Annotated in this window: 8 protein-coding genes; 1 reads left to right on the top strand and 7 read right to left on the bottom strand. The window is 48.6% G+C overall.

Annotated elements, in window-relative coordinates:
- Positions 1-2: 2 nt before the first annotated feature.
- From K7B07_RS20845 to K7B07_RS20815, 7 genes are all read right to left on the bottom strand, one after another.
- Positions 3-794, bottom strand: a complete 792-nt coding sequence (locus K7B07_RS20845) for an MlaE family ABC transporter permease (RefSeq protein ID WP_223712474.1) — start codon at positions 792-794, stop codon at positions 3-5.
- Between the two features lie 418 nt (positions 795-1212).
- Positions 1213-4251, bottom strand: coding sequence for a SusC/RagA family TonB-linked outer membrane protein (locus K7B07_RS20840; protein WP_223712473.1), 3039 nt, complete (start codon positions 4249-4251; stop codon positions 1213-1215).
- Positions 4252-4308: 57 nt separating this feature from the next.
- On the bottom strand, positions 4309-6039 hold the full coding sequence (locus tag K7B07_RS20835) for a RagB/SusD family nutrient uptake outer membrane protein (RefSeq protein WP_223712472.1): 1731 nt from the start codon (positions 6037-6039) through the stop codon (positions 4309-4311).
- A gap of 27 nt (positions 6040-6066) precedes the next feature.
- Positions 6067-9147 carry a SusC/RagA family TonB-linked outer membrane protein gene (locus K7B07_RS20830; protein WP_223712471.1) on the bottom strand — a complete coding sequence of 1027 codons (3081 nt, stop codon included), beginning with the start codon at positions 9145-9147 and terminating at the stop codon, positions 6067-6069.
- 49 nt (positions 9148-9196) lie between these two features.
- The gene (locus tag K7B07_RS20825; protein WP_223712470.1) at positions 9197-10195 is read right to left on the bottom strand and encodes a DUF4961 domain-containing protein; all 999 of its coding nucleotides are present in this window, start codon (positions 10193-10195) and stop codon (positions 9197-9199) included.
- A gap of 27 nt (positions 10196-10222) precedes the next feature.
- Positions 10223-10666 (bottom strand): DUF5004 domain-containing protein, encoded by a 444-nt coding sequence (locus tag K7B07_RS20820; RefSeq protein ID WP_223712469.1) that lies wholly within the window; start codon positions 10664-10666, stop codon positions 10223-10225.
- Positions 10667-10722: 56 nt separating this feature from the next.
- Positions 10723-12507: a RagB/SusD family nutrient uptake outer membrane protein gene (locus K7B07_RS20815; RefSeq protein WP_223712468.1), complete on the bottom strand. Its 1785-nt coding sequence runs from the start codon at positions 12505-12507 to the stop codon at positions 10723-10725.
- Between the two features lie 257 nt (positions 12508-12764).
- Here K7B07_RS20815 and K7B07_RS20810 point away from each other — a divergent pair, with 257 nt between their 5' ends.
- Positions 12765-13691: a prolipoprotein diacylglyceryl transferase gene (locus tag K7B07_RS20810; RefSeq protein WP_223712467.1), complete on the top strand. Its 927-nt coding sequence runs from the start codon at positions 12765-12767 to the stop codon at positions 13689-13691.
- Positions 13692-13697 lie beyond the last annotated feature (6 nt).

The raw sequence follows: 13697 nt of genomic DNA, 5'->3' as shown, positions 1-13697 counted from the left end.
AGTTATCGTATCATATTCACCAGTTGAACAATAATCACCTCTTCTATAAAGATCAGGAACATGGAAATCACCACCGAAACATTGGCAGACTTACCAACGCCTTCCGTGCCCTGGGTGGCATGAAAGCCCTGGTAGCAGCTCACAATACCGATCGTAAACCCATACACCAGCGCTTTCACCAGCGAGGCGGCGAGGTCCAGGAACGAAATATTGGTAAACGCATTCTGTACAAACGTGTCCATGCTGGTCTGCTCGTTCAGGTGAATGTCTACAAAAGCACCAACAAGCGCAATAATCCCGTTATAACACATCAGCAGCGGCAGGCATACGGTGCAGGCCAGCACCCGTGTCATCACCAGGTACTTGAACGGGTTGATGGCCGAAACTTCCATGGCATCGATCTGCTCGGTAACTTTCATAGAAGCCAGCTCGGCGCCCATACTCGATCCTACACGACCGGCACAGATCAACGCCGTTACCAGCGGAGCCAGCGCCCGCACGATAGCGATCGATATCAGCGAAGGCAGCCAGGAAGTGGCCCCGAATTCAGCCAGGGAAGGACGCGATTGCTTGGTGAACACCAGCCCGGTGATAAAGCCGGTAAGACTGATCAGCGGCAGTGATCTGTTGCCGATATAAAAACACTGACGGATGAATTCCCTCGTTTCAAAAGGACGCCGGAACAGTTCCCGGAAAAACCGGCTGATGAAGCTGCATATTTCGTAAACAGTAATAAAGAAACTATCAATCGGTTTCGAAATAACTGGTTTATCTGATTGTTCAATAGGTTCCATTACCAGGTTTTAACTTTAACCAATTGCGGAACGCCTTCTCTCGTCAATACCATCATCCGGATATTTTTTTATCCGCTGCATCATTGGATACGAAATGGTAAAAGAACCAGACCATGGTACAGCCGTTTTCCGCTGAATAAATGCTGTTTTGGAGGTGAATTTAACATAACGAACGTCAAGAATAAAATTAATTCCCGGTTAATTTTTGCAGGTTTGTTAAAGTGTCGGGGATAAACGGTGGCATAAGGGTATTTTTGAGCTCCCCGTTCTACTTCCGATAGCACGATTGGATGTGGTTGTTTTCAGACGCGCTCAAAGCCGTTCTTAAACCAAATGACCGGAGGCATACGGATTCCGGAGGGGCGCAATCTTTTAAAAAGACGAACCGGCGCACAATAAATCCGTTACCGCAATGCAATTAAAACCCAACCTGCACCCCCACATTCATCACGCGCTGGTTCATATAGGCATCTCCTGCGGTATTGCTGGTTACTTCCGGGTCCTGCTGATACAGACTGTAATTGGTAAAGGTAAGCAGGTTATAGGCGCTCAGATATATTCTTGCATTATTGATCTTAAAAGGCAGCCATCTGCCGGGAAGCTGATACCCCATATCCACTGTTTTTAACCGGATATAATTTGCATCGATCAGCCAGAAATCAGACGGATATGCCGAGGGGCTGTTTACAGACGCCGAGTTGGTGGTCAGTCTTGGGAATTTTGCATCATCTGCACCGGGCGTCCACCTCAACTCATGTATCGGCTGAAATTGGCTCTGGAAGGGCTCTATACCGGTACCCGTAACGTAAAAGCTATAGTTGAACGAGCCCTGGAACAGGATATTCAAACTAAACCCTTTGTAGCTCCCTCCCAACGTCAGTCCCACCGTGGTATTCGGCAGATTGGGTTTACCAATAGGTCCCATGTCATTTTCATCGATTACATTATCCCCATTGAGATCTTTGTACTTCAGATCGCCCGGCTGCACGGGGATGAGCGGCCGGGGACTGTTATCAATGTCTGCCTGGTCCTTATAGAATCCAAGAAAGCTATAACCGAAGGTCTGCCCTATCGGGTGTCCTGTTTTCCGCAGCCAGGGAAATGCGGGAGTAGCTTCATCCTGGAAAAGGATCTTATTTTTTGCATAGGAGAACACACCTGTTACATTATATTGAAAATTCCCGATATGATTGCGATAGGCCAGCTGTCCGTCGAAGCCCGTGTTCTGCACTTTACCCATATTGAACCGTGCAGTTCCCACACCCAGGAGCTGGGATATGGATCCGCGTGAGATCAGCTGATCGTACCGTATATCCCGGAACCAGTCGACCGTCAGTGAAATCTTATCATCAAACATATTCAGGTCGATCCCAAAATCCAGTTTGCGGGCTTTTTCCCAGGTAACATTATCATTGCCCAGGTCACCCTCAAAAATGGAGGGATAGCCTATAGCGCTGCTTTCCCCGAAGGGATAGCCCCCGCCTTTCTCGTACTGCTGTACATACAGGTACCGGTTCCCCACCACAAAATCAGAACCTACCACCCCATAAGAGCCGCGGATCTTCAGCAGATTGATAAGATCTACATTAAAGAAGCGTTCTTTATTAATGTTCCAGCCCACACCAACCGCGGGGAAGAATCCATACCGCTTGCCCGATGTAAAGCGGTCGGAGCCATTATATCCCAGGTTGAAGTCCATCAGGTACTTCTGCCGGTAATCATACCCGATCTTAAAACTATATCCCTGGAATTTATTCGGGACCGCCGCATTTTTCTGATCGGTAGCACTCTGCCGGTTAAAAAGCAAGAGGGATGTAATGTGGTGGTCATTAATAATGCGATCGTAATTTAAGAAGGCCTGCAGGTTGAGGTTCTTGTTATAGTCGTTGGTCGTTCCCAAAAGGGTGTAACCCGACAACTGGTATTGCCCCCTGGGATCCAGGGTATAGCTGCCGTCTTCAGGATTATAATAATAGGACGGAGGAGAATACCCTTCCAGGAGCCCGCCCCGGAACAGATGACGGGAAGCCGATTCCGTACTGGCATAAGCCACACGTCCCGTAAAAGACAGTCCCCTGGTGATCATATCCAGTTTTTCCACTACACCGAAAAGTATATTCAGATCGGTCCTTTTATCCCTTGAGTAACCGCTGTTGGCCAAACGCGCGTTGAGCGTGGAGAGATTGCCCGGGTTGTACCGGTCGTAAGCATAACTGCCATTCGGGTTCAGGAAGGGTGCAGAGTAAGGTCTTATCTTTTTAAAATTATAGATCTCCCCTACGATATTCTGGGCATGGGGCTGGTTCAGATCACCAAACCGGGTGGTAACATCCAACCGCACGGATAAACTTTTCGAAGCCTTTATATCCAGGTTACTTCTGAAATTATACCTGCGGAAATAATAGTTATTATTCAGTTCATTCCGCGGATCGGAAAAATCTTTAAGTGCACCGTTTTGTACAAGTGCGCCGCCGGATACGAAATATTTCACGATGGCATTTCCGCCGGAGGCATCCACATTGGCGTTGGTTTGCAGGGAATAGGGTTTAAAAATGGCCTTATACCAATTCACATCGGGATGGCCATAAGGATCGTCCCCGGTCCTGAAATGCTCCAGGTCCGTCTGAGAGAAGGGGGGATTGAGCCCGTCGTTGGTATAGGCTTCGTTTTCGAGCAGCACACTATGATAGGCATCCAGGAATTTTAATTTTGTTACCGGGCTTTGCACACCGCCCTCCACCCTTGCATTTATTTTTGGTCTTCCCATAACGCCCCTTCTTGTTGTGACGATCAGCACGCCATTGGCGCCTTTGATACCATATACCGCCGTAGTGGAGGCATCCTTTAAAATGGTAATATTTTCTATTTCATTTACATTGATCTGCGCCAGCTGCTCATAGGTATATTCAATATCATCCACAATGATAAGCGGCTTATTGCCATCGGGGTTGAGCGAGCTGACACCCCTGATGAAAAAATCCGATGCATCCTTACCCGGCTGCCCGGAACGCTGCTGGGAAAAGAAGCCCGGCAGTTTCCCGGTAAGCGCATTCTGAACATTGGCTGTGGGAACGGTCCTGATCTCATCAGCCGATATGGCACTTGTGGCACCGGTATTGGTTACCCGCTTTTTGGTGCCGTACCCCACCACCACTACTTCATCCATCCCCTGGGATGTTGCCTGCATGGTAATTTCGAGCTCCTTCCCGCCTTCCGGCTTTATTTCGAGCGTTAAATAACCTACCAGACTAAAGACCAGTGTACGACTGCTATCTGCATTGATGGTGAACTTCCCGTCCTCATCGGTTGTGGTGCCGCCGGGAGCATCTTTTACGCCAACAGTAACCCCAACCAACGGCCCTGTATTGTCCCGCACCATTCCCGATATTTTTCTTTCCTGACCCCATAAAGCGGAACCAATAAACAAGAAGAAAATAAATATATATGTACGCTGCATAAAAAAGCTATTAACCAGTTTGTTCGATTTGTTTTTGCCGGCAGGTAGTTGTGCCATTTACCATCCCGGGTTTTGAATCATATTGGAATTTTTTACCACCTCATCATAAGGGATCGGATACAAATACTGCCGGTTTTTAAATACCGGTGTTAACACTTCCACCGTTGAGTAGGTCAGTCTTCCGGAAGAGCCCTTTACGATCGACAGTCCGTGCAGCGGTGTATTCGCCGCTGTTTCGGCGATCTTCCACCGTCGTATGTCCCAATACCGGTGCTCCTCAAAAGCAAGCTCTATCCTGCGTTCGTTCCGGATCGCCTGCCGCATCTCTTCTTTTGTCATACCGGCTTTCAATCCGTACCCGCTGTCCTCTCCGGCATCGATACCGGCACGCGCCCTTATATCTGTCAGCGCCTTATACACAGCAGCATCCGGACCGGAGAACTCGTTCTGTGCCTCCGCGAAATTCAGCAGTGCTTCCGCATAGCGGAAAAGGATAAAATCGTGAAACACATCCGAAAAGTTAGTTGTGGCTTCAAATGCCCCCATAAACTTTCGCATATAGTAACCCGTTCTTGTTTCAATGTTCAGGGTGCCCGGATGGCTTCTTCCTCCTTCGAATGTTTCAAGAACGGTATTCAGCCATTGATGACCGTTGTAAAAAATGCTCATTCCCAGTCGCGGATCCCTGCTGGCATAGGGATCACTTATATTGTAGCCCGAGCCCGCAGCATTGATAGCCATCCCGTTTTTCATGGGAAATGCGTCTACCAGTTCCTGGGTCGGACTGGTACGCCCGTTGGCCGTACCGGGTGAGTAACCCACCGGAGCATTATTTACCTCGATCCCTGTGCCCTTACTTTCTTCTTTTACAAATATGATCTCCCTGTTTGTTTTTCCTTCGGCGCCATCCACCGTAATAAAAATATCGGAGAACAAGCCGGGGAACAGTTCATATTCCTGCCGGTCAATCAATTCTTTTGCAGCAGCGGCAGCCAGCTTCCAGCGGTTGGCATCAAAGGCGGCATACCCGGTCTTGTCGTTGCCGGGTGCTGTATTCCCGCCGTTAAACAGCGGGCTTGCTGCGTATAATAACACGCGGGATTTTAATGCCAGGCAGGCGCCACGGGTAACCGAATGGTATTCTCCTGTTGCTTTGGTTTGAGCGATGGTACGCAAGCTGTCTTTTATCTGGTTGCATTCGTTCACAATATAGTTCACACAGTCCTCAAAAGAATTCCGGGGCAGTTCCACATCGTCGCCCAGCGCACCAACCCGGTTGCCCATCAGCGGTATACCACCATACCGTTTCAAAAGTTCAAAATACAGCAAGGCTCTTACAAAACGGGCCTCTGCTTTATAGGCACTTTTTTTAGGGAAACCCGGAGCCACCATTTTATTAAGCGGCACCACATCAATGTTATTAACAAAAATATTGGCCTTCCGGATACCGGCATAACAGTTAGCCCATACACTTTCGCTGGCAGGAAAGGAGGAGGACGTATATCCTCCCGTTGCCAGTTTGTACACATCACTGCTTCCTGTTTCCGATGAAATGGCATCATCTGTTGCCGCATCCAGCAGATCAGCGCTGATCCTGTTAAATCCTTTAGGCAGGGAACCGTAAATGCCGCTTAGATATTTTTCAGCATTCACACCCAGCGAATCGTCCTTATCAAAAATATATTCGATGGTATTGAGCTCCAGTGGCACTTTTTCAATATTCTTGGCACATGAACACAGCACCAGGATGCAGCCGGTCAATATTTTAGAGGAAATGCTCCTTATCATACAATTCTGTTTTAAAAGTGCCCTGATTTAAAATTTCACATTAATACCCATGTTATACACCCGCTGTATCGGGTACGCGCCATACAGTACTTCGGGATCTACCCGGTCATAAGCCGACCAGGTAAACAGATTTTGTGCGTTTACAAAAGCCGTGATACCTGCCACTTTAAACTTCGAGGTCCACTGGAAAGGGAATGTATATTGAAGGTTGATATTCCGGATGCGCCAGTAGTCTCCCGAATGCATCCAGAAGGTGCTGCTGCTTAGTGTGTAGGCATCTCCAGAGGAACCATTTGCTTTCAGCCGCGGATAGGTAGCTGTTGCGGCTGTTTCAGGTGTCCACCGGTTCAGCAGTTGTTCATAGATCTGACCGTACACCTGGCCATTGGCCCTTAGAATTTCCGTGTCCCAGCTGTCGATGTACAGGTTCCGGTTTTTTACTCCCTGGAACAGGATGCTGAAGCCGATCCCCTTATAATTGAACCCGGTAGTGAGTCCGTAATACAAAAGCGGTTTCGTGCTGCCAATTGCCGTTTCATCAAACTGATCGATCACGCCATCGCCGTTCAGGTCCCTGAACTTTATATCACCGGGATGTACTTCATAACCGGCGATCACGGCACCGGAGTTTACTTCGGCTTCTGTTTGAAACAATCCGTCGGCAATATAGCCGAACCGCTGGCCTACCGGCATTCCTGTTCTTACATTCCATGGATAGTCCCGTCGCTGCTCATCTGAAAACAGCACTTTTGTTTTTTCCAGGGAGCCGTTGGCCGTTACAAAATAATTGAAGGCCCTGATATGATTCTGAAAGGAAATGGCCAGTTCACCACCGGTATAAAGATTTTTCCCAATATTTTCAACCGGGTAACCGGCACCCAGTAATGCGATATTCTTCCCCCTGACCTGTAAAAGATCGGAATACACGTCCCTGTAATACTCCGCCGTAACAGACAGATGATTTTTAAACAATGCAATATCCAGCCCGGCATTCAGCTTATTGGCCTGCTCCCAGCTGATACGGGTGTTGGCCAGTCCGTTTTCGGCCAATGCCTGCTGTGCCCTTATATGATCAATTCCCGCAATACCGGTCTGGCTCTCGTTTGCCGCATAGGTCTGTCTCCAGATAAAGTATCCTGAATTGTCAATCCCGTTTCCTGTATGAGCAAACGTGGCTCTCAGTTTCAAAAGATCGATCCAGGCAGCACCATCTTTTATGAAACGTTCTTTAGCCATATTCCATCCCGCACCCGTCGCATAAAAAAGGCCGTACTGGTGACCCGGCGGATACCAGTCGTAGCCGCTGTAGTTAACCGCAGCTTCCAGCATATATTTTTGCTGGTAATCGTACTGGCCTTTTGCCATATAATTGGTTGCAGTGCCGGGCATATCAAAGTTGAGCGTGGTACGTCGTGTATCCGCCATCAGCGAACCGGTAAATGAATGACCGGACGGCAGCGCTTTTGAATAGCCGAGTTCTCCCTGCGCATACCAGTACCGGGCGTTTGAGATGGTATAAAAATCATTCCGCTGCGCATTCACATCACCGTAGCGGGCATAGGTGGTATCGCCGTTGTCGCTTACCTGCATCAGAAATACCGGCACCCGCATCCCCCTGTCGGTCAGGGTGGCTGATTGTACTGCGATATTGCCTTTTACCTTTGCCCACAATCCTTTTATCCATGCGTCAAAATTGTATTTCATATCCACATTGGCCATGATATCCCGGTCATTGTTCATCATATACCCGGATTCATCCAACATGGATTTCAGGTTGGTCTGAAAGGAATTATTCCCGCCATAGGATCCGTCCGGATTGTAAACAGGATAAGCATTGCCCGGAGTTCTCAATAAATTATCCAGGATAGCGCCCGTTGTTGCTCCCGGCTGATTCCCATCCTGTATGCGGCCAAACAACTGCACGCCGATACTGAAGTACCGGGTGACATCAATATCCACTTTCGAATTGATCAGATAGCGCTGAAGCTGCATTCTGGCGTCGGGGTTCTGTGTATTCAGCAATCCTTCCTGGTTGGTATAATTTAAGGAAACCATATACCTGGCCACTCCTCCTCCGCCGCCGAGGTTTAAATTATACCGGTACAGGGGAGCATTCTTTTTTAACACCAGGTCGTACCAGTTTACATCCGGGTATTGATAGGGATTGTTGCCATTTTTAAACCCTTCCAGATCGGTAACCGTATACAGGGTTTTCCTGCCCTCATTCGACAGGGCCTCATTCACCAGGTAGGCATAATCAAATGCACTTACCGGCTTCGGAAGTTTCAGGGGCTCCTGCGAGCCCACTTCAGCAGTAAAAGAAAGTTGGGGCGGTCCTGGTTTTGGTTTCTTTGTGGTTACCAGCAATACGCCGTTGGAGCTTCGCTGCCCCAGTGCAATGGCAGACAGGCCGTCTTTTAAAACCGAGATACTTTCGATGCTTTCGGGATCCAGTGAAAAAATATTCCGCTGGATGCCATCCACCACTACCACCGGGTTCTGGCCTCTCAATTTCAGCGACAGTTCATTATTATCACTAAAAGGCGCCAGTCCTGTTCTTGCCAGGGTTCCCGCCAGGTCTTTTGTAGAATTAGCGTCTGCAGTCCCCGAAAAGGTCCGGAACCCTCTTAGCTGTTCGGTATACAGTCCCGGTAATCTTCCGGTAAGCGCGTAGGGGTACAGTGTGGCAGGCGTTGTAGCTACCTGCGGGGTATAAACAGTGGCAACGGATGCAAGAGACAGATCCGCCTTCTTACTTTCATAGAGTACATCGATGCTGTCCGCGCGGGTTAAATAGCTTTTCCTTACCTGCATCACGATATTCATCTGACCGTGTTTTGGCTTATAATAAACCACATCGGTGCCTGCACCGGAAAAAACAAGCGAAGCCGCGGCTGCCGTTTTTATTTCAAACGATCCTTCCCCGTTACTCCATACAAAATTATCCGTTCCCTTTTCGCAGACCCTGATATCCGGAACAGGATGACCATATTCATCCACCACTTTACCTTTAAGCAGATGATCCGTTTGAGCAAAACCTATACAGCTTGTGATCAGGGCGATAAAAACAACAACAATTTTCTTTATAGAAGCATTGAACTGCCGCATAAATTTTTTCAGTTTATAGTGAGCACTTAAGATCAATTAAGACCAGCCGCTACTGGCACTTGAACGTAAACAGGAAGGGATCGGAAGGCAGTGTGCTTCCGCCATATCCCACTTTTTTTGTACCCGTGGCATCCGTTAAGAAATACTCCATGCGTTCCAGCGTCTGGTTTTCATTTAACCCAAAGAAAGAGCGGGGCCAGAAATCGAACCGGAACCGGTTAATACCGGGAGCAGGCTTAAATGCCGTTTTATCGCTGATCGCACACCGGTCTATTACCTGCCCGTCATTGGTATATCCTTTGGCGCAGATGTATATTTCAGATTCTGTGCTTAAGGGGGTTGTAATCAGATCCCCGTCGTAGGAAATGGTTTGTATATCATTGTCTGTGGCTTTGGCCAGCTCCATCATGGCCAGCTGCGGATTAACGAAATCCACCAGGTCGCCGGTACCATTAACCGTAAGGCGGGCATACCGGCCGTCGTGGAATTTATCGTTACCCGGCGGCTCCAGCCCGTTGTTTGTATTTCCAATAAAATACCCCAGGTTCACCAGCATGTTCTGCTCACCGGCCTTTGTAATAAACTTTACCGAATAATCGATACTGTTGTTAACATCGTATGTTTTTGTGGAGCGGAAAACAATCCATTCCATATCGTTCACAAGATTTCCCATCAGGGCATATCGTTTATCCTGCATCAACGCCACGGCCCAGGGCAATTGTGTTTTGGGCTCTTTTTCCGAAGCGGGCATCAGGCTCATTTTTTCATTATTAGCGCTCATCGCCGTGCAGGTATAAAATGCCGTTGTGTTTCGGGACGCATTCCAGGATTTGGGAACCAGTATGGCCACCACAAGGGTCTTGCCCGGGTTGGTTCCGGCTACATCCAGGTGCACATTTACAACCGTAGTCAGGTTGTCTCCGCCGTTTACGGTTTCCGGTTGCTCCACACTTGTGATATCCGCACTGCAGGCTACTATTAAGGCCAGCAGTACCAATACTGTCAGCAGCTTCCAGAAGTTCGCTTTTCCTAAAAATTTAATGTTCATATATACCAGCTTGAAAAGATTAGCGATTTATTGAACGGCCTCTAAAGAATACTGATAGGTGTTGGTAACACACCCCGGCGCGCCCTTTAAAATGATGCGCCGTACCCCATTCACTACCGGGTAATCAAATTCATTGGTAAAGGTTTCCGATGAGCCATTCTGTACAAAAGAAATATGTAAGGGATGGGCCACATCATCCAGCGACCAGGTACCGTTCTTAAACACCACAAAAGGAACCTGGTTTTCCATTGTATAGGTACCATCTTCATTGAACCGGATCGAAAACGGCGTAAAATCAAAATGCTCCGTTATATCCACTCCGTTTCTTACAACGCTTGCAATCTTCCAGGTTCCGACAACATTTTTACCGGCTTCCGGGTAGATCGCTGTTTGTTCCTTTTTACAGGAGTTGATAAAAAAGAACACCAGGATCAAACTCATTTTAAAAAAAAGCGATTTTGCAGATCTCATAGTAGTGCAATTGTTATTTACAGGAGATGAACAGACTTTTTTAGCGACCGGCCCGGTTATTGCCCGGAACTGCTCCAGTACGGGTTTTGTAATAATCGGGATGATTTTGCCACTTCGGCCTGGGGGATGGGGAACAGGTACATGGCATTCCTGAAATTCCGTTTGCGCACATCAAAGGTTTCAAAAACCGCAGGTACATTGGCGCGCCGGGTCACTTTCATGCCGTGCAGCTGCGTATTTTCAGTACTTCCGGCGATCAGCCACCTGCGCACATCCCAGAACCACTGCTCTTCAAATGCCAGCTCTATCCGCCGCTCATTGCGGATCACCGTCCTCATTTCGTCTTTGCTCATGCCCGCGGCCAGTCCGTACAGGTTGTCGTCCCCTGCTTCTATGCCGGCTCTTTTCCGCAGTTCCGTGATGGCGGTATATACTTCCTGGGTAGGACCATTAAATTCATTTTCCGCCTCGGCAAAATTCAAAAGCATTTCCGCAAAGCGGATCAGTGGCCAGCAGCGTTCCGTGCCGTGAATACAGTTGCCGGCGATGTCCGGTTTCAGCATCTTATTGACATAATAACCCGTTGTGGTACGTTTGAATACCGCATCGGCCCCTGCATCAACATAGAGCTTCAGCGCCTGCCCCATGATGGGCTGGATCCCGTCGGTGTATAAAACAATCAGGGAAGAATCATGCATGATCGTACCCTCCAGCCGCGGATCGCGGTTGTCGTAAGGCCGGTCCGGATTGTACCCCGACGAAGGACTGTTGATCATCTTTCCGTTTTTCATCGGGAACGCATCCACCAGTTCCTGGTAAGGGAATGCTCCTTTGCCGTCACCTCCCCGGGTAGGTGGCATCCAGCAGGTCTCGAACTCTTTAGCATCTTTTTGCATTTTTGCAAAAATGTATTCATTGTTTACCCGAAGGGTGAAGACGGTCCGGAACGGCGGTACCGTTAAACCGGATACCGTACTTGCAGTAGTATGCAATTGATAGGTCCCCAGCGATAACACGGTCTTTGCAGCATCGGCAGCCAGTTTCCACCGGTTCGCATCAGCGGTCCGATATCCCACCACGGTTCGCAACGGATCGGCCAGGGAAGTATTAAATGTATTCGCGCCATTAAACAACGGACTGGCCGCATAAAGCAATACGCGCGACTTTAATGCCAGACAGGCGCCTGCCCCGGCCCTGCCGTAATCAATCCCCTGTTGCCGCACCGGCAACACAGCTGCAGCAGCATCGCATTCAGCAACAATATAATTAACGCATTCCTCGAAGCTGTTCCGGTTGGCAGCTATATCGTCTTTATCTGTATAGATCGTGTCGCCCGCCAGGGGGACACCGCCATAATGCTTTAAAAGAATAAAATAATACCAGGCGCGCAAAAAGCGGGCCTCCGCGGCCGTTCTTTTTTGCAGATAGCTGTCAAAAGGCAGTGTTGGCGCGTGTTTTAAATACTGGTTAACAGCCCGTATCTGCTTGTAGCAGGTTTTCCAGGCGTCATCCGTAACCGTAGCAGGTGTTACTGAACCCGTGGCAAAGCCCACTGAGGTGGCAGCAACTCCCACCCGCGGAACGTCTGCTTCAGAAGAAGCGGCATCCAATCCTCCGTTATCCGAGAACCGGGTAGGACTGAAGCTAAACCCTACATCAGAATAGATATTATTCAGAAAACTCATCGCATAAGTGCTATCGCTAAAAACAGTCTGCTCATTCAGATTGGTTGTATTCGTTCCCTCCAGGAAACTGCTTCTTGAACAAGCTGCTGCCAGCATTACGGCAATCGCCGCAAGGCACAGTTTTGTCAATGGTTTTGTGTGATCATACCTTTCCATATAAAAGAATCGTTTATCTTTTCTTAATAATATAGTAACCCAACAATATTTCCACCCCCACCTCACCTCAATAATAATTTTGCTTTTTTAGGATTTCCGATAGCGGTGCTGTATAAGTAGCGTGACTACTAACAGGAACGGGCAGAGCGGCATCCGGCCCATATCCGTTCTGCTTATCACGGGCAAAACCCGCAGGCAGGTTGTTGTGAGCCGGAATAAATTTTATTTTCACGTTTTACCGAATAATTTTCAAGACCGTGTATCCTGATCTCTATTACCTGCTGCGCGATTTAACCGGCATAGAGTTGCAGTTCCTGCATCAGATCACTACATTCGGGCTATCCATCGCACTGTCCTTTCTCGCCGGCTCCCTGTTTTTAAGAAAAAGTTTCCGGGAAAAGGAAGCACTCGGGGTCTATAATCTTCCCGAAACACGGGTCAGGGCCGCTATTCCCGTCCGAATACGTCCGAGCGGCAACATCGGGAGCATTGCCTTACCAGCCACGGTGCTAGGGCTTATTTTTGGGAAACTGCTTTATATTCTTGAAAATTATGGCACCCGGGATATTCGTCCGGTGCTGTTTTCTTTTTCCGGGATCAATTTTTACGGCGCGCTGGCGGGCTGCGCGATTGCGGTCTGGATCTATTACCGGGGTAAGAACATCCGGCCCCTCTATGTTATTGATCCGATGGCTCCCGGGTTTATGATCGCTTATGCTATCGGGCGGTTGGGATGTCATGTTTCCGGTGATGGCGACTGGGGACTGATCAATACGGCTCCCAAACCTTTTGCCTGGCTGCCGGACGGGCTTTGGGCCTGTTATTATCCGCACAATCTTATTGGTAAAGGCGTGATCATGCGCCATTGCGACTGGGGAAATTATTGCTATCAGCTGCCTGATCCGGTATACCCCACTTCACTTTACGAAGCGCTTATCTGTTTCCTCTTGTTTCTGCTGCTCTGGGGCCTGAGAAACAGGATAACCGTACCAGGAAGCTTGATGGGGCTGTATCTTTTGCTGGCGGGGACGGAACGCTTCCTGATCGAAAGAATACGCATCAACCCCATTATACCGGGCCTGAACAGCACCCAGGCACAGCTTGTAAGTGGCGCACTGATAGTAATGGGCAGTATCCTGTTTATGCGCATCTTTTTCCGGAACGAAAAAACAAGCTGTTATTGACATTTT

The organism is Niabella beijingensis, assembly GCF_020034665.1.
GTDB classification, from domain to species: domain Bacteria; phylum Bacteroidota; class Bacteroidia; order Chitinophagales; family Chitinophagaceae; genus Niabella; species Niabella beijingensis.
This window is presented reverse-complemented; position numbering and strand designations above follow the sequence as displayed.

Bases quoted from the DNA above. Each gene is read 5' to 3' on its own strand.
- K7B07_RS20845 (WP_223712474.1), bottom strand. From the start codon at position 794: ATGGAACCTATTGAACAATCAGATAAACCAGTTATTTCGAAACCGATT.
- K7B07_RS20840 (WP_223712473.1), bottom strand. From the start codon at position 4,251: ATGCAGCGTACATATATATTTATTTTCTTCTTGTTTATTGGTTCCGCT.
- K7B07_RS20835 (WP_223712472.1), bottom strand. From the start codon at position 6,039: ATGATAAGGAGCATTTCCTCTAAAATATTGACCGGCTGCATCCTGGTG.
- K7B07_RS20830 (WP_223712471.1), bottom strand. From the start codon at position 9,147: ATGCGGCAGTTCAATGCTTCTATAAAGAAAATTGTTGTTGTTTTTATC.
- K7B07_RS20825 (WP_223712470.1), bottom strand. From the start codon at position 10,195: ATGAACATTAAATTTTTAGGAAAAGCGAACTTCTGGAAGCTGCTGACA.
- K7B07_RS20820 (WP_223712469.1), bottom strand. From the start codon at position 10,666: ATGAGATCTGCAAAATCGCTTTTTTTTAAAATGAGTTTGATCCTGGTG.
- K7B07_RS20815 (WP_223712468.1), bottom strand. From the start codon at position 12,507: ATGGAAAGGTATGATCACACAAAACCATTGACAAAACTGTGCCTTGCG.